Consider the following 23,425-nt stretch of genomic DNA (forward strand, 5'->3'; position numbering starts at 1 on the left):
TGTTGTCGCTTTCGCGTCAATTTCATCAAATCAAACCGCCGGAGTTGCTGGCTGCTGCTTCTTTCTTACTTCCCGTTTTAGCGGGAGGCGAACTATAGCAAAGTTCGCCCCATGAAAGCAAGGGAATCTGAAAATAATTTAGATTGATGATAAAGCGTTTGTGGTCACCAATATCCGGGCGCTGAATTATCCCTGCCTTTGTTCGCGAGGAAGTCAAACGCTGGTCATTAAATCGATATACCATGGGCGCATAAACAAATTATCAATTCTGCTTTAAATATCTACTGATTTGCTGATTTGTCATTCAACTTGTCCCCATTGCTGTTGATGTTTCCTCTCAAAAAGGGTGGTATATGTCTCTTGCATTTACTAGTAACAACGAAGCGGAAGTGATCGCTTTGCCGCATCCCTCTCAACACGAACTAGAAATCGGCTTATTGTCTGATGCCGCACATACGTCCCCTAAGTACTTATATGATGCGGTGGGCTCAGTACTATTCGATGCTATTTGCGAGCTACCAGAATATTATCCAACCCGCACTGAGGCCAGCATCTTCACTCAATACATGAGCGACATAGCTCATGCAATAGGACCGCACAGCACGCTGATTGATCTAGGCGCAGGAAATTGTCGCAAAGCAGCACGACTGTTCCCGCTATTGCATCCAATTCAATACGTGCCTATCGATATTTCTATTAAGTATCTGGAAGACGCGGTGCAACGTTTGCAACAGCGCTTTCCTTATATAGAGATGACTGCTCTAGGACTGGATTTCTCAAAGCCATGGACCCTGCCGGATGAGATCCGTAGTGACAAACGCTTGTTTTTCTATCCCGGCTCATCGATAGGCAATTTTGAACCGAGTCAGGCACATACCTTTTTACGGCACTTACGTTCTGAATGCGATGCTGATGGTGGACTGTTGATCGGCATCGATCTGATTAAGGATCACGATACCTTGCATCATGCTTATGACGATGCATTAGGTGTTACCGCTGCCTTCAATCTGAATGTGTTACGTCACATCAATCAAATACTCGGCACCAATTTTGACGTGCACCAATGGCGTCACCATGCGCTGTTTAATACAAGTCATTCACGCATAGAAATGCATTTAGAAGCGCGGACTGCACAAACAGTCACTTGGAAGAATATGCACAGGCATTTCTTGCCAGGCGAAATAATTCATACTGAAAATAGCTATAAATACAACTTGGATAAATTTTTAGCCTTGCTTGATTCCGCAGGTTTTGGACATGCGCAATGCTGGACAGATAGTAACAACTGGTTTGCCGTGGTTTATGCTAAAGCTTTGTAAAGCGAGGATCAGATCATGCGGGCAACTAGCTTAGCAGAGCGTTGGAAGCAAACCAGACAGCGCACACTGAACATCGCTGCGCTGGTCAGTGCTGAAGATGCCTGCGTGCAATCGATGCCAGACGCCAGCCCATTGAAATGGCATCTGGCGCATACAACGTGGTTTTTTGAAACCTTTGTGCTGGAAGCATTCGATACTGATTTCATCCCATTCCATCCACAGTTCAAGGTGCTGTTTAACTCGTATTACAATGGGGAGGGTGAAAAACATCCACGCGCACAACGTGGTTTGCTGACCAGGCCAGCGCTGTCTGAGATTTTAGAATACCGCCACGCTACTGATTTGCGTATACAACATTTGCTCAGCACGCTCAAATCAGAAAAACTCGCAGAGCGCATAGAACTAGGCATACAGCATGAACAACAGCATCAGGAATTGATGCTGACAGATATCAAACATCTACTGTCATGCAATCCCTTACATCCTGCGCTACTAAATGAGAGCCCTGGCACTGAACAAGCAGATTTCAGTGATCATTGCATCAGCAATACGCCACTAGAATGGCATCGCTTTGACGCGCACTTGCTGGAAATTGGTCATGAAGGATCTGGCTTTTGCTTTGATAATGAAAAGCCACGTCACCGACAATTTGTTGAGCCTTTTTCCCTGACATCACGCCTCATCAACAATGGCGAATATCTACTCTTTATTCAGGATGGCGGTTACCAAAACCCAAACTGGTGGTTGGCCGAGGGCTGGGATTGGTTACGTCAGCATCAAATCCGTCATCCGCTTTACTGGCACTCCGGCGCGCATTGGCAGGAATTCAGTCTGAACGGATTACAACCCCTTGATATGCATCAAAGCGTCAGTCATCTCTCTTATTTTGAAGCGGCTGCCTATGCGAGTTGGGCAGGAGCGCGCCTACCCACGGAAGCGGAATGGGAATGTGCGGCACAAAAAGACGACAACCTGCACCAGCTATTTGATAGTTGCTGGCAATGGACCAGCAGCAGTTACGCGCCTTACCCGGGATTTGAAATTCCTGCCGGTGCGATCGGTGAATATAACGGCAAATTTATGGTGAATCAGTATGTATTGCGTGGTTCATCAAGCTTTACACCCTCGCACCATAGCAGACTCACCTATAGAAATTTCTTCCCCAGCCATGCGCGTTGGCAACGAACCGGCATACGCTTAGCACGCTCAATATCCGATACCGACGATTAACCACCCACTGACAAAGAAAGGAGTAAGCCATGCCGACCGCGATCTGGAACAACAAAATCATAGCCGAAGCCTCTGAAAATGAAGTTATCGTATTGGAAGGAAATGTGTACTTCCCTCCACAAAGTGTCGACCAACAATATATGAGACAGAGTGACAAACAGACGGTATGTCACTGGAAGGGTACAGCGAATTATTTTGATATCGTGGTGGATGAGCAAACCAATGCCAATGCGGGTTGGACGTATCTGCAGCCCAAAGATGCCGCAAAAAAGATTACTGGCTATATTGCATTCTGGCGTGGCGTGCAAATCGTCGCGTAGGTTCGTACTTGAAAATGGAAAACATGGCGGCGACAGCAAAACAACCATGTTTTCCATGAAATCTTTATCGAACCTTAACCCACACGCTTTGCAGCCAGCGCATTGCCAGCGCGACTCACGGCTTTGCGACCGAGGTGCTGAGAAATAAACTGCCCTGCGTCAACTACCGCATTCAGATCGATACCGGTATGGATGCCCAGACCTTGCATCAGGAATAACACGTCTTCGGTAGCAACATTGCCTGTCGCGCCTTTAGCATACGGGCAACCGCCCAGACCCGCGACACTGGAATGAAAAATCGAAATTCCGACTTCCAGACTCGCGTAAATATTCGCCAATGCCTGACCATACGTATCATGAAAGTGACCAGATAATCCTGTGATGGCAAATTCTTTGGCTGCATGTTGCATCACATTTTGTACCTGACGTGCGGTTCCCACACCGATCGTATCGGCAATATCAATTTCATCGCAACCCAGATCGCGCATACGACGTACCACATCGGTCACGCTGCTGACGGGCACATCGCCTTGATACGGGCAACCAAAGGCGCAACTGATGCTGCCGCGAAGGCGTATTTTGTTTTGTTTGGCTGCCGCTGCGACATCGCGGAAACGTTCTATCGATTCTTCTATCGAGCAATTGATATTCTTTTGCGCGAACGCTTCAGATGCCGAGCTAAAAATCACCACTTCATCCGCACCTGCCGCCAACGCCGCTTCAAAGCCTTTCATATTCGGCGTCAATACGGAATAAATCACGCCCGCTTTACGATGGATGCCCGCCATCACTTCGGCTGAAGTTGCCATTTGTGGCACCCACTTCGGTGACACGAAAGAGGCCGCTTCGATATTTTGAAAACCTGCAGCGGTCAACTGGTCAACCAGCGCGATTTTGACATCGGCAGGAATACTTTCTTTTTCGTTTTGCAAACCATCACGTGGTCCGACTTCGACGATTTTGACTTGTTGTGGTAGCGACATCATTAATATCCTTTCGTTGGATCGACGATTCCGCGAATTGCTAAGCCTTGTTCAAGCGCCTGGATTTTTTCGGCAATTTGCGCAACACTTTCTTTAAATAAACTCATTGCTGCCATATGCGGCGTGATCTGTATCCGTGGCTCACGCCAGAATGGGTGTTCAACGGGCAAAGGCTCTTGCTGAAACACATCCAGCGTTGCACCAGCAATATGCCCACTTTGCACCAAAGCCAGCAAATCATCTTCGTTCACATGAGCGCCACGTGCGACGTTGATCAGGTAAGCGCCCTGTGGAAGTTTTTGCAGGTTGGCCCGGTTCAATAAGCCGCTCGTTTCATTGGTCAACGGCAAAATACACACGACCACGCGACTGGCACGTAAGAAGGCGTCCAGGCCATCAGAACCTGCGTAGCAGGTTACACCGTCGATGTGCTTGGGATTGCGACTCCAGCCAAGCACAGGAAACTCAAACTGCTTCAGGACATCGACAATACGCTGTCCCAACACACCAAGACCGAGAACACCAACGCTGAAATCACTTTTCTCAAATGGCATTAAGAAATTCCATTGCTGCTGATCGCGCTGCGCCTCGTATTGGTCAAAGCGACGGAAATAGCGCAACACAGCGTGGCAAACATATTCTGCCATTTGCACCCCCATACCGGCGTCATCGAGACGCACGATAGGTACGCCAGTAGGTAACGCAGATCCCAATTGCAAAATCGCATCAGCGCCGGCGCCGAGGATGAAGATCGCCTTTAGACTGGTGCGCCCCGCCAGCATCTCTGCGGGTGGTTTCCATACAATCGCATAATCGGCCGGGGCATCATCACCTGCAGACCAAGTGCGAATTACATGCTGCGGAAACGCAATGTGCAATGTACGTAACCATTCTTGTTCGTGCTGGCTGTTGGCATAAAAAAGGATACTGGCCATAACTCAAATTATTGATTCACCGACTGGGTTTGACGAATAATGTCCATGTATTGTTTAACGACACTGTCTATGCCCATTTCCAGACTTTCAACAATCACGGCGTGACCTATCGAGACTTCTAAAATACCCGGTATTTCTAAGAATTTTCCGAGATTATTCAGATTCAAATCATGTCCTGCATTGACGCCCAATCCGGACTGCTGCGCTAGCTTCGCGGCCACCGCAAAGCCTTTAAAAATTTCTTCGCCTAATTTTGTGCCTACAAATTCCGCATATGGTTCGGTGTACAGTTCAACACGATCAGCACCGAGCTCCTTAGCGACTGGAATATCGGGATTATCAAAATCAACAAATAAACTGGTGCGTATATTTAAAGCTTTCAGTTCAGCAATGACGCTGCGTAGCATCTCGCCATCTTTTTTAAAATCCCAACCATGATCTGAAGTCAGCTGATCTGGCGCATCAGGTACTAAAGTACATTGTGCCGGACGGTGACGCTTCACCACCTCGACGAATTCGCGTGCAGGAAAACCTTCTACATTCAACTCCGCACCGCGTTGTTTGCATAAGGCACCCAGACTTTCGACATCAGAATAACGTGCATGGCGTTGATCCTGACGTGGGTGCAACGTAATCCCCGCAGCACCAAGATCCAGGAAACGTGCCGCAAACGCATCGACATCTGGATAATTGCGGCCGCGCGAATTGCGTAGTAGTGCAATTTTGTTGATATTAATAGAGAGTAAGGTCATGTCGTTTCCTTATAGCGCCATTCTTACGACGCAGTGTGGCAAGTAGGCAATAGCCATATTTATAGGCTTATTGTATGCTTTTGGTTTGCAATGCGTGATAACTCGCTTCTGACACTGCTGCTCTCTCGCTGTGCATTTGATTGTTCCAAAAGCGCAAAACCGTTCTCTGTTGCGCTCGCAAATCGGATTTGCAAATTCAGCAGACTACTCCCCGCTACGGCAAACGGTAGCGGGGGGAAAATTCTACAACTTACTGCGCAAACGCTAATAACTGCGCGCCTTCTGTCACCTGATCACCAACCGCATACAACACTTCATCAATCACACCATCGTGTGGTGCAGAAATTGTGTGTTCCATTTTCATCGCTTCCATAATCAATAAGGCATCGCCTTTTTTGACTTCTTGCGATTTACTCACCAACACGGCAACGATTTTGCCTGGCATTGGTGCGGTCAAACGGCCACCTTCTGCTTCGCTTTCGCCAGCGTGTGCGAGCGCATCGAGGTAATGCAAATCGGTATGCACATCTTGATTGAAAACATGGAAATGTTCGCCATCGCGCACCACCGTTCCAGTCACGGTTTGATCATCGATCGCCAGCACAAAATCATGTCCAGATGTTGAAACCAGTTTAACCTGAGCAACAACATCGGCGCTGCTGATTTTCCAGCCATCAGCAAGATAAGTGACCGTTACATCATGTGTCGTCGCTTCTTCAATAAATTGCAAACCGCGCTGCATATGGCTATTCATGCGCCAGCCGTGGCTGCTTTGCCAAGGATCGCTCCCGATCGCTTTTTCAGATGTCAACAAAGCGGCAACTGCTAATGCCAGACGATGCATACTGGCTGGCTTCACCACAGGGAATAATTCTTCCTGATTACGTTCAATCAGACCCGTATCCAAATCAGCGGTAGAAAATGCCGTACTCTTGATCAAACGGGACAAAAACGCGATGTTTGAATTCAAACCGACGATTTGATATTGCGATAAAGCCTGCGCCATGCGGGCTAAGGCTTCCTGACGGTCTTTACCCCAGACGATCATTTTCGCAATCATAGGATCGTAGAAAGGTGAAATCGTATCGCCTTCACGGACGCCGCTATCGATACGGAATGCTGCCGGATCGCCATTACCACCGAGCTCAAAATTCACAGCAGCAGGTGTACGTGCGTGACGCAAAGTACCGATCGAAGGCAAGAATCCTTTTTCTGGATTTTCAGCATACACACGCGCTTCAATGGCATGGCCATGAATACGCAATTCAGATTGTTGCAGCGGCAGCTTTTCGCCAGCAGCAACGCGCAATTGCCATTCAACCAGATCGGTACCGGTGATCATTTCTGTCACCGGATGTTCCACCTGCAGACGGGTATTCATTTCCATGAAATAGAACGAACCATCTTGGTTGGCGATAAACTCAACCGTGCCGGCACCTACATAGCCGACTGCTTTTGCCGCAGCGACTGCCGCTTCACCCATGGCCGCACGGCGTTCCGCGGTCATACCAGGAGCGGGGGCTTCTTCTAATACTTTTTGATGACGACGTTGCACCGAGCAATCGCGTTCAAACAAATAAACGCAATTACCGTGTGTATCGGCAAACACCTGAATCTCGATATGACGTGGACGTTGCAGATATTTTTCTGCCAGTACTTTGTCGTCGCCAAACGAATTAATCGCCTCGCGCTTGCAGGAGGCCAGCGCATCTTTAAAGTCAGCGGATTTTTCAATCACGCGCATGCCTTTGCCACCGCCACCAGCACTCGCTTTCAACAGCACCGGATAACCGATACGATCAGCTTCACCGTGTAAAAAATCAGCATCCTGATTATCGCCGTGATAGCCAGGAACCAATGGCACATTGGCTTTTTCCATTAAAGACTTCGCGGCAGATTTGCTACCCATCGCTTCGATGGCGGATGCTGGTGGGCCGATAAAGGCGATACCGTTCTTGGCGCACGCTTCAGCAAATTCACTATTTTCAGATAAAAAACCATACCCGGGATGAATCGCCTGCGCGCCCGTCGCCAAAGCCACTTCGATGATTTTGTCAGCGCGCAAATAGCTTTCTTTCGCTGCCGCTGGTCCAATCAACACAGCCTCATCACAGACCGCCACATGTTTCGCATTGGCATCCGCTTCCGAATACACTGCGACAGTTTTGATACCCATGCGACGTGCAGTAGCAGCAACGCGGCATGCGATTTCGCCACGATTGGCGATCAGGATTTTGGTGAACATGTCTCTTCGCTCTTGGTTAATTTTTTAAATAAATGAATTTTTTGCTTAATCGTTAGCTACAGCTACCCGCTTTGGCTTCTACTTTGCCGCGAGTTTTCAAACCGAGTTTTTCTAACAAAACGCGATCGTCTTGCGCTTCTGGGTTTTGTGTCGTCAGCAGCTTGTCGCCGTAGAAAATCGAATTCGCGCCAGCCAGGAAACACATCGCTTGTACTGCTTCGCCCATTTGACGACGGCCTGCGGATAAACGTACACGGGCTTTTGGCATGGTGATGCGAGCGACCGCAATGGTGCGTACAAATTCGAGTGGATCAAGCGGGTCCAGACCGTGCAAAGGCGTGCCTTCAACTTGTACCAGATGATTGACGGGCACTGATTCTGGGTAAGGATTTAAGTTTGCCAATTGCGCGATTAAGCCTGCGCGTTGACGACGGGATTCACCCATACCGACGATACCGCCGCAGCATACTTTGAGGCCAGCATTACGCACGTGACCCAAGGTATCGAGGCGATCCTGATAATCCCGTGTGGAAATCACATTGTTGTAAAACTCAGGCGCTGTATCGAGATTGTGGTTGTAATAATCGAGACCCGCATCAGCCAAGCGTTGTGCTTGTTCTTCTTTGAGCATGCCTAAAGTGGCGCAAGTTTCTAAGCCCATGGCTTTCACTTCGCGCACCATGGTTTCGACTTTTTCCATATCGCGGTCTTTTGGTGAACGCCATGCTGCACCCATGCAGAAACGGGTGGCACCGTTTTCCCGAGCAGCTTTCGCGGCATCTAAGACTTCACGCACATCCAGCATTTTTTTGGCTTCGACACCGGTGTCATAGCGTGCCGCTTGTGGGCAGTAGCCGCAGTCTTCTTCGCAGCCCCCAGTTTTGATCGACAACAAAGTCGCCAATTCCACATCACCATCGGGAAAGTTAGCGCGATGGGCGCTTTGTGCCTTGAACATCAGATCGTTAAATGGCAGATCGAACAGTGCCAGCACATCGTCAACCGGCCAGGTTTCTGCTTCTATCTTTTTTACCGGTGCTTGAAACTGTACGGCTTGTTGCGGGATGTCATTCGCTTGCATATGTCTTCCTTCACTTCAAAGTTTACTACTCAATTATTTCAGGATATCGAGATCAAGATATGTCGCTGCGTTCTTCATCTTGTCTGTCGGATTACCTGACAGTCGTGGAATATGGCCTAACAAGGGAGCACCTATCCGCTGCTGTATCGCAGCGATGTTCTCTGCCAGATACAGCATATCTTGATCAACGGTATTCGCAATCCATGCGGCCAGCCGTAAGCCACGGGCACGGATCGCTTGTGCTGTCAGCAGCGCATGGTTGATACAACCAAGCCGCAGACCAACCACCAAAATCACTGGCAAATCCAATTGCTGCGCCAGATCTGCGGTATCAACTGTGTCGTTCAGTGGCACGCAAAATCCGCCGACGCCTTCGACGATCACCGCATCAGCGGCGTGTATCAGTTGTTGATAACTCGCCAGTATATGCGGCACAGAGATATCGACATTTTCTTGTTTTGCCACGATATGCGGTGCTGCCGGGGTCTGCATCAGGTACGGGCACACCAACGCGGTATCGGCCTTTACGCTGGAAGCTGCAATCAGGCTATCCACATCCTCGTTATGCCAGACACCGTCGCGCAATTCTGCACCCGACGCGATGGGTTTCATGCCGACGCTGCTTGTACCGCCTAGTGCGAGCGCTTGCAACAAGGCACTGCTGCTGAACGTTTTACCGATCTCGGTATCCGTACCAGTCACAAAAAAATCGTAAGAACGCTTATTATTCATCAGGCAACCTCAGCAAAACATTGTGCGACATAGCTCATTTGATCAAGACGATTGATCGCTTGCGCCAATTGGTGCACTTGCAATTCTGTGTGCGCGGCTGACAAGGTCACGCGCAGGCGTGCGGTGCCGACTGGCACAGTCGGTGGGCGTATCGCGCCGACCCAATAGCCTTGTTCTAATAGATTACCCGCAATCGTCAACATTGCCGCATTATCACCAATGACGACAGGTTGCACAGCCGTCAGCGACGGCATGAGCTTCCATTGCTGCAGGTTCAGACCAAGACTAAACATTTGAATGAGCTTGTTCAGATGCGCGCGACGCTCGTTACCCTCAGCACCAGAAATAATGTCCAGGCTAGTCAGCAGAGCATGTGCCAATGCTGGTGCTGCCGCCGTCGTATAGATATAAGCACGGGCTTTTTGAATCAGCCATTCAATCACTGTTTCATGCGCCGCGACGAAGGCACCACCAACACCTGCGGCTTTGCCGAGCGTGCCCATGTAGACCAGATTGGGTGACTTCAGATTGAAATGTTCTAAAACCCCACGACCATTTTCGCCTAATACGCCAAAGCCATGTGCATCATCCACGATCAGCCACGCATCATATTGCTCACACAGCGCCAGCAAAGGTGGCAGGTCAGCAATATTGCCATCCATGCTAAATACGCTATCAGTAACGACGACGCGTTTTTTGGCGGTACATGCTTTGAGCATTTTCTCCAGCGCCGCATAATCTTTATGCGGAAATACCTTGGTCGCTGCACGTGACAAACGCACGCCATCAATCAGCGACGCATGATTTAACTCTTCTGAAAAAACTGCCGCATCTTTTCCCGCCAGTGCGGTAATAATGGCTTGGTTTGCCATGTAACCTGTACAGAAATACAAGGCACGCGCTTGCTCGACATTGGGTGCCATAAACTCGGCGAGGCGTTCTTCCAAGGCCATATGCGCCCGGCTATGACCGCTGATCAAATGTGAAGCACCGCTGCCTGCGCCGTACAAACTCGCGCCTTGTTGCAAAGCTTGTACCACCAGCGGGTGCGTTGCCAGACCCAGATAATCATTACTACAAAACGCCAGTAATTCTTTGCCCTCTGCCTGCAACGTCGCGCCCTGCGCACTATCCACAGTACGACGACGGCGGATCAGATGTTGCTGTTCTAATTCTGCTAATTCGTCCTGCAAAGCCTGCAACAAAGGCATTCTGGCCGCTGCTACATGCAGGTTACTACGGTTGCCACTCATGCCATTACCTCTTCAAATACGTTCATGGTTTTCTGTGCCAGCAGAGCAATTTCTTCTTCGCTCAGGATATACGGCGGCATCAGATAAACACTGCGACCTATCGGACGCATTAATAATTCTTGTTGCAAAGCGGCGCTGAAAAAACGCCGCGAAAAAGTACTTGCGCGCTCCGCGTCATCGACCACCGCATCAAACGCGAAGATCATGCCTTGCTGACGCACATGCTTGACGCGTGCATCGTCTTTCAGGCCAGCAAATGCAGAGGCGATCATTTGTGACTTCTGACGATTCGCCGCGATCACATTCTCATCTTCAAAAATCGCCAGCGTTGCCAGTGCAGCGCGACATGCCAAAGGATTGCCCGTGTAGGAATGCGAGTGCAAAAAGCCCCGACGCACATCGGCATCATAAAAAGCCTGATACACGGCATCGGTTGTCATCACCAGACTTAACGGCAAATAGCCACCGCTGATTCCTTTAGACAGACACAAAAAGTCTGGCCAGATCTGCGCCGATTCACACGCAAAGAAGCTACCTGTGCGACCACAACCCACCGCAATTTCATCAGCAATCAAATGCACCTGATATTGATCGCACAATTCACGCAACCGCCGCAAATAAATAGGATCATGCATCGCCATGCCAGTTGCACATTGCACCAGCGGTTCAATAATCACCGCCGCAACTTTACCCTGGCGTTGCTGTAAGACGCGCTCCAAATCCGCAGCGGCGCGCAATGCCACATCTGTAGCGGTTTCGCCGTCTTGTGCTAAGCGAGCATCGGGTGACGCCACCACATGCGCACGTTGCAACATCGGGCCGTAGGCTTCGCGGAACAGACTTACATCGGTGACCGCCAAAGCACCAACGGTTTCACCATGATAGCTACCTTGGATGCAGATAAATTCTTGCTTCTCAGTCTGACCACCATTGCGCCATGCATGAAAACTCATCTTCAATGCAATTTCGACTGCCGAGGCACCATCCGAGGCATAAAAGCTATGCCCTAAGGCATTTCCCGTCAGAGCCGATAATTTTTCAGACAATTCAATCACTGGTGCATGGGTGAACCCTGCCAGCATTGCATGTTCCAACTTATCCAACTGATCTTTGAGCGCCGCATTAATCCGTGGATTAGCGTGGCCAAACAGATTCACCCACCACGAGCTGATCGCATCGAGGTAGCGTTTGCCATCCATGTCGTACAGCCAGATCCCGCGTCCATGGCTGACCGGAATCAGCGGCACGGTTTCATGATGCTGCATCTGGGTACACGGATGCCAGACATGCTGCAAGCTACGTGCGACCCAGTTATTTTGTGTTTCCAAAATGACTCCAAACTACAAGACAGACCCGTTCAATGTATAAATCAACAACATTGAGTACCGCAGGTCTGGTTAAAGAAGACGCGTATTTTATGCGACTTTTCCGGCAGCACCCGTTTTCATGGCTAATTGCTCCGTTAATTAAGGGTTTTTGCTTATTTCTGCTGATCTTTACTTATCTTTACTTTAAAGCAACCACGATGGTTTGCGCTTCTCTAGAAACGAGCGTACGCCTTCTCGCCCCTCTTCCGATGCGCGAATCTGGGCAATCCCTTCGACTGTCGCGGCGACCAAGCCCGGCGTGATTTCGCGGCTAGCGACATCTTGCACCAATTTTTTGGCTTGCTTTACGGCATTCGGGCTATTTGACACCAACGCTTTGACGATCTCCGCCACTTTGCTATCGAGTGCTTCTGCATTCACAACTTCATGCACAAATCCGATACGCTGTGCTTCTGCTGCAGAAAACCGTTCTGCCGTAATGAAGTAGCGACGCGCCGCACTTTCACCCATGGCTTTAATCACATACGGTGAAATGGTCGCTGGAATTAAACCTAATTTGACTTCACTCAGACAATAATTTGCAGTATCGACACTGACCGCGATATCGCAAGCAGCCACCAAGCCCATACCACCGGCATAGCAATCACCCTGTACTTTAGCAACGACTGGTTTGCTACAACGATAGATCGCTGCCAGCATTGCTGCCAACTGACCTGCATCAGCCAGATTTTCGGCATGCGTATAGTCGGCCATCTTTTTCATCCAGTTCAAATCTGCACCGGCGCAAAATGCCGGACCGTTCGCAGCCAGCACAACGGCGCGCACCGAAGTATCGGCGTCGAGTTGCTGAAACACCTGCGTAATTTCTGCGATCGTGGTTTCATTGAACGCGTTGCGGACATCGGGACGATTTAGAGTTACCGTCGCCATCTGTGCTTCCGTCGTCAGATTCAGAGTGTGAAACATGTTTTCCTCATTGCGTTTTTTTATTGTTGGCATCAAAGCCGTGTTCATCCAGAAAACAGTCAACTAAGGGTGTCCAGAGCTTGATGCCTTTCGCAAACAAGCTGTGACCGTTTTTTTCAAATGCTGGCATCAGTTGAAATTCAGCTATGCCGCCCGCTTTGGTAAAAGCATTAAACCAAGCCTGGCTATATTTCGGTGCAAAATACAAATCGTTCTCGGTGTACACCCAAAGCATAGGTACTTTGCTGGTACTGCCAAATTTTTCATACATTTGTTCTAACTTATAAGCCTCGCAAGGCTCACCCGGATGTGTGTCAGGGTCACCACCTGCGCCACCAGCAAAATTAATCGCCGCAAGTAAGCCAGGCGGATTCTTGGCGGCAGTTGCAACTGTCGTATAGCCGCCGACCGACTGCCCTACAATCAATACTTTTTTAGGATCGACATAGGGCAGTTGCTTTGCATAATCGAGTACAGCAATGACTTCAGTTGATGCAGCCTCTGCTGACGAGGCATAGTTTTTATTCCTGCAAGAACCACTATCTTCCGGATCAGGCGTTGTACCCAACTCACCATAACCAATGCGCGTGGGTACAAATACAGCAAAACCACGCTTTACGAAATATCTTGCTTGCGCGGTATAGCGAAATCGCGCTGGCTGATCGCGATTAGTTCCACTACGCCCATGATTTAAAATCATCATTGGAAATGGTCCATCACCATTCGGTTTAAACTGCGTAATGACGACCTTCCCTGTCACTTGACGTCCCAACAGGTCTTTCACCGAAACATCAATATTCACCACAGATTCAAATAAGTCAGCCGCCATCGCTATGGGTGCAGTCGCATTGGTATTCGACTCTTGTGCCATGGCGGAAGAAGACATTGCCAACGCCACACCAATAGCGGTAAAAAAAACATATCTGATTGAAAGCCGCATCGTCATCATTACATCCGGAACACACCAAATTTCACATCCGGAATCGGCGCGTTCAATGCCGCCGACAAACCAAGCCCAAGAACCATACGCGTATCCGCCGGATCAATCACGCCGTCATCCCACAAGCGGGCAGAAGCGTAGTATGGATGACCTTGATGTTCGTATTGATCTTTGATCGGTTGTTTGAACGCGGCTTCTTCTTCGGCGCTCCAGGTACCGCCTTTGCCTTCAATACCATCACGTTTAACTGTCGCCAATACACTTGCGGCTTGCTCGCCACCCATCACGGAGATACGCGCATTTGGCCACATCCACATAAAACGCGGAGAATAAGCGCGACCGCACATGCCGTAGTTACCAGCACCAAAACTACCGCCGATAATCACCGTAAATTTCGGTACGTTCGCGGTGGCAACAGCGGTCACCATCTTAGCGCCATTGCGGGCGATGCCTTCGTTTTCGTATTTTCGTCCCACCATAAAACCGGTGATATTTTGCAAAAAGACCAGCGGGATTTTGCGTTGGCAGCACAGCTCAATAAAGTGCGCGCCTTTTAATGCAGACTCTGAAAACAGAATGCCGTTATTGGCAATGATGCCGACAGGCATACCGTAAATATGGGCAAAGCCACACACTAAGGTCGTGCCATAGCGTGCTTTGAATTCATCAAAATGACTGCCATCTACAACACGTGCAATCACTTCACGCACATCAAAAGGTTTACGCGTATCCACCGGAATCACACCATACAATTCGCTGGCAGGGAATTTTGGTTCTTCGACGTCTTTCATGACCACAGTTTGTGGTTTTTGACGGTTCAGATTCGAGACGATAGTGCGTGCCAGTGACAAGGCGTGCGTATCGTTTTGTGCCAGATGATCAACCACGCCAGATAAGCGCGTATGCACATCGCCACCACCGAGGTCTTCGGCAGTGACTACTTCACCAGTTGCTGCTTTCACCAATGGCGGGCCACCGAGAAAAATCGTGCCCTGATTTTTAACAATAATCGATTCATCGCTCATCGCAGGCACATACGCACCACCAGCGGTACAAGAGCCCATGACCACGGCGATTTGCGGGATGCCTTTGGCGGACATGTTCGCCTGATTGTAGAAAATACGACCGAAGTGATCACGATCCGGAAATACGTCATCCTGATTCGGTAAGTTAGCACCACCGCTATCAACCAAATAAATACATGGCAAATTATTTTGCTCTGCAATTTCTTGCGCACGCAAATGCTTTTTGACCGTCATTGGATAGTAGGTTCCGCCCTTGACGGTGGCATCATTACAGACGATCACGCATTCCTGACCAGCCACACGACCAATGCCGGTAATCACGCCAGCAGATGGGGCTGCATTGTGGTACATGTCATAGGCGGCGAGCTGCGAAAATTCCATGAATGGCGTACCCGCATCCAATAACATTTGCACCCGATCCCGTGGCAATAATTTTCCACGCGCCAGATGTTTTTTACGTGCATCGTCACCACCACCCAAAGCGATTTTTTCTATTTTGGCCTTAAGGTCATCGACCACGACTTGCATCGCAGCAGCATTGGCTTTGAATTCTTCAGAACGAGGATTCAATTTGGAATCTAAAGTTGTCATATGATGTTTATCCAAAAATCTATTTTTAGTACTGCTGACAAAAAATGCTTGCCGTTAATATGAAACGGAATGTGAAATCCGTTGAATGACTTCGTTTCAACTCACTACGCCATTCACATAAAACCATTTACCGTCGTAGCGCACAAAGCGACTGACTTCATGTAGCTTGTGCGCTCTCCCGCCGATCTTGTATCTTGCGACAAACTCTACTGTTGCCGCATCGCCGTCGTGCGTGTGCTGCTTCACTTCCAGACCCAACCATTTCGTCGGATCATCGTGTGTGATGCACTCCTGAGGACAAGTTCTTTCATCCCAGGTTGCACGCAAATACGCTTCATCATTCAAGGTGTATGCGGTGTAACGAGAACGCATCAATGCTTCTGCGGTTGGCGCCACGGCACTGCCACCCAAATACAGTCCACAGCAATCTGCAAACTGCTTCTCTGAACCACATGGACAGGCATCGCTGTGTGCTTTATCAACCATGTTTTTACTGTCTTTACGACGCATACTTACTTTTTACTTTCTTTCACTGCTACTGGTGCTCCAGCTGCCTTCCAGGCACCGAAACCACCGTCTATATGCGCCACGTTTTCCAGGCCCATGTCTTGCACGGTTTTGGTGGTCAGCGCGCTGCGCCAACCTGCTGCGCAAAATAAAATAAATTCTTTGGCTTCACCAAAAACAGGTTTGAAATACGGTGAATCCGGATCAACCCAAAACTCTATCATGCCGCGTGGTGCATGAAATGCACCGGGGACAATACCTTCGCGCTCCAATTCACGAATATCGCGAACATCGACAAATTGCACCCCTGGGTCACCTAACTTTGCCTGTGCTTCGGCAACGCTATACGTTTTGATCTGTGCATTTGCTTCGTCGACTAATTGCTTGTAGCCTTTTTTCATTTTTTAGCTCCAGTATATGAACGTTCGCTTGATCAAAATCCGCCAGTCGCTAACCATTTTTCTACTTGCGGTAAGCGGTCGTTACCCCAGAAGGATTCACCATCGACCACGATCCATGGTGCACCAAAAATACCCTGTTTTACAGCTGCTTCACAGGCTTGTTTCAATCGCTCTTTGCGGTCGGCATCACTACACGCATCAGCTACTTGTGTACCATCGAGTCCTAAGCTGCCAACAAAATTCGACAGCCAGGCCGGATCATTAATGGCAGCAGGTCCTGAGAAATACGCACGCATCACACCACGCACAAAATCACCCACTCGCTCTGGCGCCGTCTCTTGCAGCCACAAACAAACACGCGCTGTATTTTGCGTACCAATCGGGAATACTTCCGGCAGCACAAATGGAACGCCTGCGTAACGCGCAGAGCGCACAAAATCGTTTTTATAATAGTTTGTCATCATCGGCGGGCGCATTGTCAGAGGACCTGAACCCGTCGATTTAAATACCTGGCCAAGTAAGATCGGTTTCCACTCAACAGTGCGACCGTATTTTGCGGCTAAAGCTTCAATCGATTGACTTGCGATGTACGCATAAGGTGAAACAAAATCAAACCAGAATTCAATTGCCTTGCTCATTGCTGTCTCCTCGCTTTTATTAACTTGCTTTCGCCGCTTGTTACACCATCAAATGAACGATTTTTAACGGAATTTATCCCGCTGCTAATGCGCGACCAATCAGAATTTTCTGAATTTCTGAGGTACCTTCATAAATCTGACAAACACGTACATCCCGATAAATACGTTCAACCGGAAAATCGCTGACGTAACCATATCCGCCATGAATCTGAATTGCATCAGAGCACACTTTTTCTGCCATTTCTGAAGCAAATAATTTCGCCATCGCCGCTTCTTTTAAACAAGGCTTACCGGCATCTTTCATACTGGCTGCATGCCAGATCAGCTGACGCGCTGCTTCAATCTGGGTCGCCATATCAGCCAGCTTGAACTGCACGGCCTGATGTTCATAAATCGATTTACCAAAACTGCTACGGTCTTTGGCATACGCCAGCGCCGCCTCAAATGCGGCACGCGCCATGCCGACCGATTGCGACGCGATACCGATACGGCCGCCTTCTAAACCAGACAAAGCAATCTTGTAACCCATGCCTTCTTCACCAATCAGATTCTCAGCAGGGATGCGGCAGTTTTCAAATAAAATTTGCGCGGTGTCAGACGAGTGTTGACCCATTTTATGTTCTAAACCTGCAACGATGTAACCCGGCGTTTTGGTGGACACCCAGAAAGCGCTGATGCCTTTTTTGCCTGCTGCTTTATCCGTCACTGCCATCACAATCGCCACATCCGCGTGTTTGCCGCTGGTGATGAATTGTTTAACGCCATTCAAGACGTATTCATTACCTTCACGACGTGCGGTGGTTTTTAGATCTGAGGCATCGCTGCCGGCGTGTGGCTCTGTCAGGCAAAATGCGCCTAACATTTCACCACGCGCCAAGGGCGTCAACCATTGCTTTTTTTGAGCATCGTTGGCGTACATCATCGCGATACTGCACACTGGGCAATTATTCACCGACACCACGGTAGATGTGCCGCCATCACCCGCGGCGATTTCCTCCAACACCAGCGCCAGCGACAAATAATCCATGCCTGCCCCACCGAACTCTTCTGGCACCGCCACACCATACGCCCCCATCTGCGCCAATTCTTTTAATTCTTCAGCAGGGAAATGATGTTCTTTATCCCAGCGTGCTGCATTTGGCACTAAACGTTCCTGGGCAAAGCTGCGAATCGCGTCGCGTATCATTTCGTGTTCTGGTGTCAATAACATGTGAGTCTCTTTCCAATTTCTCGTTTTTATTTCAGGTCTTACCAGCTCAGACTGGCGCCATCTTCTGCATTAAAAAAACCGCCATTGCTTTCTGCTTTTAAACCATCAAGCAGTGCACGTATCCGTTGTGCGCTATCGCTAATTTCTAAATCAGCGCCAGCGCCACCCATATCGGTTTTCACCCAGCCTGGATGCAAGGCGACGCAAATTGCTTGGTTGGTATTGAGCGATACGTCTTTCAATACTGAGTTCAAGGCGGCTTTACTTGCACGATATAACCAACCCTGTGAAGCCGAGCGACTCGCAATCGAACCCATATGCGAAGAAATGACAGCAAGTTTGCCATGCGCATGTTCCACTAAAGGTAAAACCATAGGCAAAATGCGCATCGCAGCTAACACGTTGGTGTGCATCACATCGTCAAACTGTTCTTGCTGTGGCGATGTCAATCCAGTGGTATGCGGTCCATAAACACCGGCATTTAAAATCGCAACATCAATTTTTTCATCATCCAGACGCCAGCCCAGACCAGCACAATCGTTGAGATTATTGACATCCAAGGGCAATGCTTCACAACCGTCTGACTGCAGGGCCGCAATGTGATCCGCATTTCGCGCCGTCGCAATCACGCGCCATCCGGCCGCCTTGTATTGCATAGCTAACTCGTGACCAATTCCACGCGAAGCTCCAATGATTAATGCTGTCGGCATGTTGCTTCCTTTAACTTATATCTGTGTGCACTGTGCATCTTCGTTTTTATGCTTTTAGTACTTTTTGCAGTGTCGCTTTTATATCGTGCGCTAGTTCATTCAATGTCCGCGATGCAAAGCAAGTTACAAAGCACCGCAATACGTCGGTATTGCGCGCATTTGCAACGCCGCTATGCGTCCGGAGTTTGAATGAGCGTAGCGCACAACATCAATTAAAACAGTTCGATGGCCATCGCGGTACCTTCGCCACCACCAATACACAACGATGCCACACCACGCTTCTTACCTTGCTTTTTCAATGCACCAATCAGCGTGATGATGATACGCGCACCAGACGCACCGATAGGGTGACCCAAAGCACATGCACCACCGTGTACGTTGATCTTGTCATGAGAAATACCGAGGTCTTTCATGGCTGCCATAGGCACTGCTGCAAAGGCTTCGTTGATTTCGAACAGGTCAACTGTGTCAGTCGTCCAGCCAGTTTTTTTGTACAGTTTTTCAATCGCGCCAATGGGTGCGGTCGTGAACCAGCCTGGTTCTTGCGCATGGGTTGTGTGTGCCAGAATTTTTGCGATGGGTGTTAAACCTAATTCTTTGGCTTTGGATTCGCGCATCAATACCAGAGCCGCAGCACCGTCGTTGATGGATGATGAAGATGCGGCGGTGATGGTGCCATCTTTTTTGAATGCAGGTTTTAAAGCAGGAATTTTGTCGAGCTTGGCTTTCAATGGGCCTTCGTCTTTATCAATCACTACATCGCCACCACGACCAGAAACAGTCACGGGTGCGATTTCCCACGCAAATGAGCCATCGGCGGTTGCCGCTTGCGCGCGCTTAACGGAAGCAATCGCAAATGCATCCTGGTCTTCACGGCTGAATTGATATTTAGCGGAACAGTCCTCAGCAAAGGTACCCATGGAGCGACCTTTGTCGTACGCATCTTCCAGACCGTCGAGCATCATGTGATCAAAAATCTGACCGTGACCAATACGATAGCCGCCGCGTGCTTTCGGGATCAGGTATGGTGCGTTGGTCATGGATTCCATGCCGCCGGTCACCAATACTTCGTTGCTACCTGCGGTGATGGAATCAAATGCCATCATGGTGGCTTTCATGGCAGAGCCGCACATTTTAGACAGTGTCACAGCACCCGTGGACATCGGCAAACCAGCTGCCAGCAATGCCTGACGTGCAGGTGCCTGACCTTGCCCGGCCATTAAGCAATTGCCGAATAACACTTCTTCGACCAATTCTGGTTTGACGCCGGCACGTTCCACCGCTGCTTTGATCGCAACAGCACCGAGCTGACTCGCTGTCAAAGAAGAAAAGTCACTTTGAAAAGCACCCATAGGGGTACGTGCTGCGCCAACGATAACGATAGGGTCGTTCATTACATTCTCCAAAATAAAAATGGCCGAAAAAATTATTACGTTTAATTATGTTTGATGACAGAATCGGATCTCTTGCGGATACGGAAACACATCATCAATTTTCCCTGCAACGATGCGCTGTTTGCGTCCGTCCCAATAGTCGGCTGTCAGCAAATCTGCGTGATGTTTCAAGAAAAATTGTTTTACTTTTTGATTGCCTAACAAGAAAGTCCCGAACTGTTCAGGGAACACGTCGTTCTTAGCAACCGGATACCACGGCTCAGCAGACATTTCATCTTCTTCATTGCGCGGTGTTGGAATTTTGCGAAACTTGCAATCGGTGATGTATTCGATTTCGTCGTAGTCATAAAAGACGACACGACCATGTTTGGTGACACCAAAATTTTTATACAGCATGTCGCCAGGAAAAATATTCGCTGCCACTAAATCTTTAATCGCATTGCCATATTCACGCACACCGTGTTCCATGGCGTCCATATCACCGCGCTGCTCTGCTTCGGTCAGGTAGATATTTAATGGTGTCATGCGACGTTCTATATACAGATGTTTAATGACGACTTCATCATCATTCACTTCCAACAAAGACGGCGCATATTGCTTAATTTCGTGGAGCAAATCATCAGAAAAACGTGAGCGTGGAAAAGCCACATCCGAGTACTCCAGCGTATCAGCCATACGGCCAACGCGGTCATGATTTTTGACCAAAAGGTACTTTTCTTTAATCAGCGCTTTGGTGGTTTCTTTCGGTGGCGGGAAGCTGTCTTTAATCAATTTAAAGACATACGGAAACGATGGCAATGCAAATACCAACATGACTAAGCCACGAATACCAGGCGCGGCAGCAATCTGGTCTGAAGAATATTTAAGGTGGTGCAAAAAATCGCGGTAAAACAAATTTTTACCGTGCTTTTGCAGGCCTATCATGGTGTAGATTTCGCTACGCGGTTTTTTCGGCAAAATGCTGCGTATGAATTGAACATACGCTGACGGCACTTCCATGTCGACCATGAAATACGCACGTGTAAAAGAAAACAAAACCGTGATTTGCATCGTATCAAACAGCACGGTATCGAGCACCAGTGAGCCTTTATGCTTGTGCATAATTGGTATCACGAAAGGGTATTCGCGATTGCCGTTGATGCCTTTGCCGATGATGTAAGCGGATTTATTCCGGTAAAACAAGCTCGCTAAAACTTGTATCTGGTGGTTCGGCTCGATTTTTTCGCGACCGAAGTTTTCACGTAAACGAGCCTCCACCAAAGCAACATCCCGATCCAGGTCTTCAAACTCGGCGTTTAACTGGAAATTGGTAACAATACGTTTAATTGTAAAGTTCAATCCGTCGGTCGCTGGGTAATACACACGGTAAGTCGGTGGCGTATCTTCACGTTCAATATATTCCGTCGAGGTCGCGGGACGTACGAAGATGAAATCATTATGAAAATAATTTCTATGCAGCATCTTCGTGCATACGGTATTAAAAAACGTTTCTGCCAACTCTGGCCGTAAATGATCGGTCAGCAGACCCATGTAGTGCAGTTTGACTTCGCGCCAGACATCATCGGTCAGATCGTCTTCGTCATATTCGTCCTCAAGCGCTTGAACACATTCACGTACGCGCGTGTCATAGAACTGGATACGCTCACGTGCAGCAGTTTGTGCAGCTTTCCAATCACCCGTCTCAAAATGTCGTTTGGCTCCCTGACTACTCGCGCTAAACAGGCGGTAATGTTTATCAAAGCCATCGAGGATCATCTTTGCGATGTCGAAGGCAATTTGGGAGGACAACAGTTTGGGGAAATGGGTATTTGGCATGTTTTTACTCAGACAAGCTGAAATTGGTTTTTCCAAGCTTGTAGTTTATCCAAATCTACGCCTATGCCGCCACAAACAACAAATAGTGGTTTTTTGAACGCATGCAAGACAGATAAGTTCTGATAAGCAACTGCCAACGTGGCACCGCAAGCGGGCTCAACCAAAGCACGCATATCATCTGCAAATTTCAGGCAAGCGTCAACCGCCTGTGCATCGCTGACAAGCACGCTACGGATGTCGTGTTCACGCGTCAGATCAAGTGCCTTTTGTGCCACACGCCGTGCACCGAGCGAATTTGCGATCGTCGTGATAGCAGGTAAAGTCACTAATTCACCTGCTTGCATTGCTGCATGCAAAGAAGCGGCACCTTCAGTTTCCACCGCGATAACCGGAACATGCTTCAAATCATTGCGTTGCAAGCCCTGCACAATACCACTCATCAAGCCGCCGCCACCAACTGAGCAAACCACGACGTCAAAATCAAGTTGACCTGCAACTTCATCGATCAGACTGGCATGGCCATCCCAAATGTCGGCATGATCAAACGGAGGAATGTACACCGTACCCGCTTGCTCACATAAAGCGAGTGCGCGCTGATTAGCTTCATCCCAGACTTTGCCTTCGACGATGAGATTCACGCCGATCGCGCGAATGGCATTGCGTACTGTTTCTGAGGTGGTTTCTGGTACGACTATCGTGGTCTGCAATCCCAAAGCAACGCCCGCAACTGCTGCAGAAAAACCCGCGTTACCGCCAGATGGACAGACAAAATGCCGTGCGCCCTTGGCCGCAGCACGCTGACACATCAGCCCTATGCCACGCAACTTGAACGAGCCGGAAGGCTGGAGATTGTCCATCTTCAGCCAGACTTGTTTATCCAGCGCAGAAGACAAGGCTCGATGAGCTAATAATGGGGTATTCAGATGTAATGGTGTCATACCTGATTTTTCCGAATGCTGATGTCAAGAAGTGTGCAAGCCGTTTTTCGGATGCTTGCACGGCAAAACTGAAACAAGCCATTGGGAGCAGTTTCATCGGCGTGACCGGCAA

22 protein-coding genes are annotated in these 23,425 nt (G+C 48.9%); 3 read left to right on the top strand and 19 right to left on the bottom strand.

What is annotated here, in order from left to right:
• Positions 1 to 353: 353 nt before the first annotated feature.
• From egtD to ACO0KY_RS16645, 3 genes are read left to right on the top strand one after another with little or no spacing between them, the layout of a single operon-like run.
• A complete protein-coding gene (gene egtD / locus ACO0KY_RS16635; protein ID WP_423047906.1) occupies positions 354 to 1,319 on the top strand; it encodes an L-histidine N(alpha)-methyltransferase in 966 nt (321 codons plus the stop codon).
• A gap of 15 nt (positions 1,320 to 1,334) precedes the next feature.
• A complete protein-coding gene (gene egtB, locus ACO0KY_RS16640) occupies positions 1,335 to 2,549 on the top strand; it encodes an ergothioneine biosynthesis protein EgtB (protein WP_423047908.1) in 1,215 nt (404 codons plus the stop codon).
• 29 nt (positions 2,550 to 2,578) lie between these two features.
• Positions 2,579 to 2,869: a DUF427 domain-containing protein gene (locus ACO0KY_RS16645; RefSeq protein ID WP_423047910.1), complete on the top strand. Its 291-nt coding sequence runs from the start codon at positions 2,579 to 2,581 to the stop codon at positions 2,867 to 2,869.
• 74 nt (positions 2,870 to 2,943) lie between these two features.
• Here ACO0KY_RS16645 and ACO0KY_RS16650 read toward each other — a convergent pair whose 3' ends face one another.
• The 19 genes from ACO0KY_RS16650 to ACO0KY_RS16740 form a co-directional block, all read right to left on the bottom strand.
• Positions 2,944 to 3,852 (bottom strand): hydroxymethylglutaryl-CoA lyase, encoded by a 909-nt coding sequence (locus ACO0KY_RS16650; RefSeq protein ID WP_423047912.1) that lies wholly within the window; start codon positions 3,850 to 3,852, stop codon positions 2,944 to 2,946.
• Positions 3,853 to 3,854: 2 nt separating this feature from the next.
• Positions 3,855 to 4,787: a 2-hydroxyacid dehydrogenase gene (locus tag ACO0KY_RS16655; protein ID WP_423047914.1), complete on the bottom strand. Its 933-nt coding sequence runs from the start codon at positions 4,785 to 4,787 to the stop codon at positions 3,855 to 3,857.
• Between the two features lie 8 nt (positions 4,788 to 4,795).
• A complete protein-coding gene (locus ACO0KY_RS16660; RefSeq protein ID WP_423047916.1) occupies positions 4,796 to 5,539 on the bottom strand; it encodes a pyridoxine 5'-phosphate synthase in 744 nt (247 codons plus the stop codon).
• Positions 5,540 to 5,789: 250 nt separating this feature from the next.
• Positions 5,790 to 7,784 (bottom strand): acetyl/propionyl/methylcrotonyl-CoA carboxylase subunit alpha, encoded by a 1,995-nt coding sequence (locus tag ACO0KY_RS16665; protein WP_423047918.1) that lies wholly within the window; start codon positions 7,782 to 7,784, stop codon positions 5,790 to 5,792.
• 52 nt (positions 7,785 to 7,836) lie between these two features.
• Positions 7,837 to 8,865, bottom strand: a complete 1,029-nt coding sequence (gene bioB, locus ACO0KY_RS16670; RefSeq protein ID WP_422993938.1) for a biotin synthase BioB — start codon at positions 8,863 to 8,865, stop codon at positions 7,837 to 7,839.
• A gap of 33 nt (positions 8,866 to 8,898) precedes the next feature.
• Positions 8,899 to 9,597 carry a dethiobiotin synthase gene (gene bioD, locus ACO0KY_RS16675; protein WP_423047920.1) on the bottom strand — a complete coding sequence of 233 codons (699 nt, stop codon included), beginning with the start codon at positions 9,595 to 9,597 and terminating at the stop codon, positions 8,899 to 8,901.
• Positions 9,597 to 10,808, bottom strand: a complete 1,212-nt coding sequence (gene bioF / locus ACO0KY_RS16680; protein ID WP_423047992.1) for an 8-amino-7-oxononanoate synthase — start codon at positions 10,806 to 10,808, stop codon at positions 9,597 to 9,599. The genes bioD and bioF overlap by 1 nt, the downstream gene beginning before the upstream one ends.
• Before the next feature lie 38 nt (positions 10,809 to 10,846).
• Positions 10,847 to 12,178 (bottom strand): adenosylmethionine--8-amino-7-oxononanoate transaminase, encoded by a 1,332-nt coding sequence (gene bioA, locus ACO0KY_RS16685; protein ID WP_423047922.1) that lies wholly within the window; start codon positions 12,176 to 12,178, stop codon positions 10,847 to 10,849.
• A gap of 183 nt (positions 12,179 to 12,361) precedes the next feature.
• Positions 12,362 to 13,144: an enoyl-CoA hydratase/isomerase family protein gene (locus ACO0KY_RS16690; protein WP_423047924.1), complete on the bottom strand. Its 783-nt coding sequence runs from the start codon at positions 13,142 to 13,144 to the stop codon at positions 12,362 to 12,364.
• 7 nt (positions 13,145 to 13,151) lie between these two features.
• Entirely contained in the window at positions 13,152 to 14,030 is an 879-nt protein-coding gene (locus ACO0KY_RS16695; RefSeq protein ID WP_423047926.1) for an alpha/beta hydrolase family protein, read from the bottom strand.
• 62 nt (positions 14,031 to 14,092) lie between these two features.
• Complete coding sequence (locus ACO0KY_RS16700) at positions 14,093 to 15,700, bottom strand: carboxyl transferase domain-containing protein (protein ID WP_423047928.1); 1,608 nt, start codon at positions 15,698 to 15,700, stop codon at positions 14,093 to 14,095.
• Positions 15,701 to 15,796: 96 nt separating this feature from the next.
• Positions 15,797 to 16,210 carry a YchJ family protein gene (locus tag ACO0KY_RS16705; RefSeq protein ID WP_423047930.1) on the bottom strand — a complete coding sequence of 138 codons (414 nt, stop codon included), beginning with the start codon at positions 16,208 to 16,210 and terminating at the stop codon, positions 15,797 to 15,799.
• A gap of 2 nt (positions 16,211 to 16,212) precedes the next feature.
• Complete coding sequence (locus ACO0KY_RS16710; protein ID WP_186913968.1) at positions 16,213 to 16,608, bottom strand: rhodanese-like domain-containing protein; 396 nt, start codon at positions 16,606 to 16,608, stop codon at positions 16,213 to 16,215.
• Between the two features lie 32 nt (positions 16,609 to 16,640).
• Complete coding sequence (locus ACO0KY_RS16715) at positions 16,641 to 17,246, bottom strand: 2-hydroxychromene-2-carboxylate isomerase (protein WP_423047932.1); 606 nt, start codon at positions 17,244 to 17,246, stop codon at positions 16,641 to 16,643.
• Between the two features lie 73 nt (positions 17,247 to 17,319).
• Positions 17,320 to 18,456 (bottom strand): acyl-CoA dehydrogenase family protein, encoded by a 1,137-nt coding sequence (locus ACO0KY_RS16720; protein WP_186913966.1) that lies wholly within the window; start codon positions 18,454 to 18,456, stop codon positions 17,320 to 17,322.
• Positions 18,457 to 18,494: 38 nt separating this feature from the next.
• A complete protein-coding gene (locus tag ACO0KY_RS16725; RefSeq protein WP_423047935.1) occupies positions 18,495 to 19,166 on the bottom strand; it encodes an SDR family oxidoreductase in 672 nt (223 codons plus the stop codon).
• Between the two features lie 212 nt (positions 19,167 to 19,378).
• A complete protein-coding gene (locus ACO0KY_RS16730) occupies positions 19,379 to 20,560 on the bottom strand; it encodes an acetyl-CoA C-acetyltransferase (protein WP_423047937.1) in 1,182 nt (393 codons plus the stop codon).
• A gap of 45 nt (positions 20,561 to 20,605) precedes the next feature.
• Positions 20,606 to 22,375 (bottom strand): bifunctional isocitrate dehydrogenase kinase/phosphatase, encoded by a 1,770-nt coding sequence (aceK, locus tag ACO0KY_RS16735; RefSeq protein ID WP_423047939.1) that lies wholly within the window; start codon positions 22,373 to 22,375, stop codon positions 20,606 to 20,608.
• 8 nt (positions 22,376 to 22,383) lie between these two features.
• Entirely contained in the window at positions 22,384 to 23,313 is a 930-nt protein-coding gene (locus ACO0KY_RS16740) for a pyridoxal-phosphate dependent enzyme (RefSeq protein ID WP_423047941.1), read from the bottom strand.
• Positions 23,314 to 23,425: the final 112 nt, after the last annotated feature.

The sequence above is a fragment of the Undibacterium sp. Dicai25W genome (assembly GCF_049340505.1).
GTDB lineage: Bacteria > Pseudomonadota > Gammaproteobacteria > Burkholderiales > Burkholderiaceae_D > Undibacterium > Undibacterium jejuense.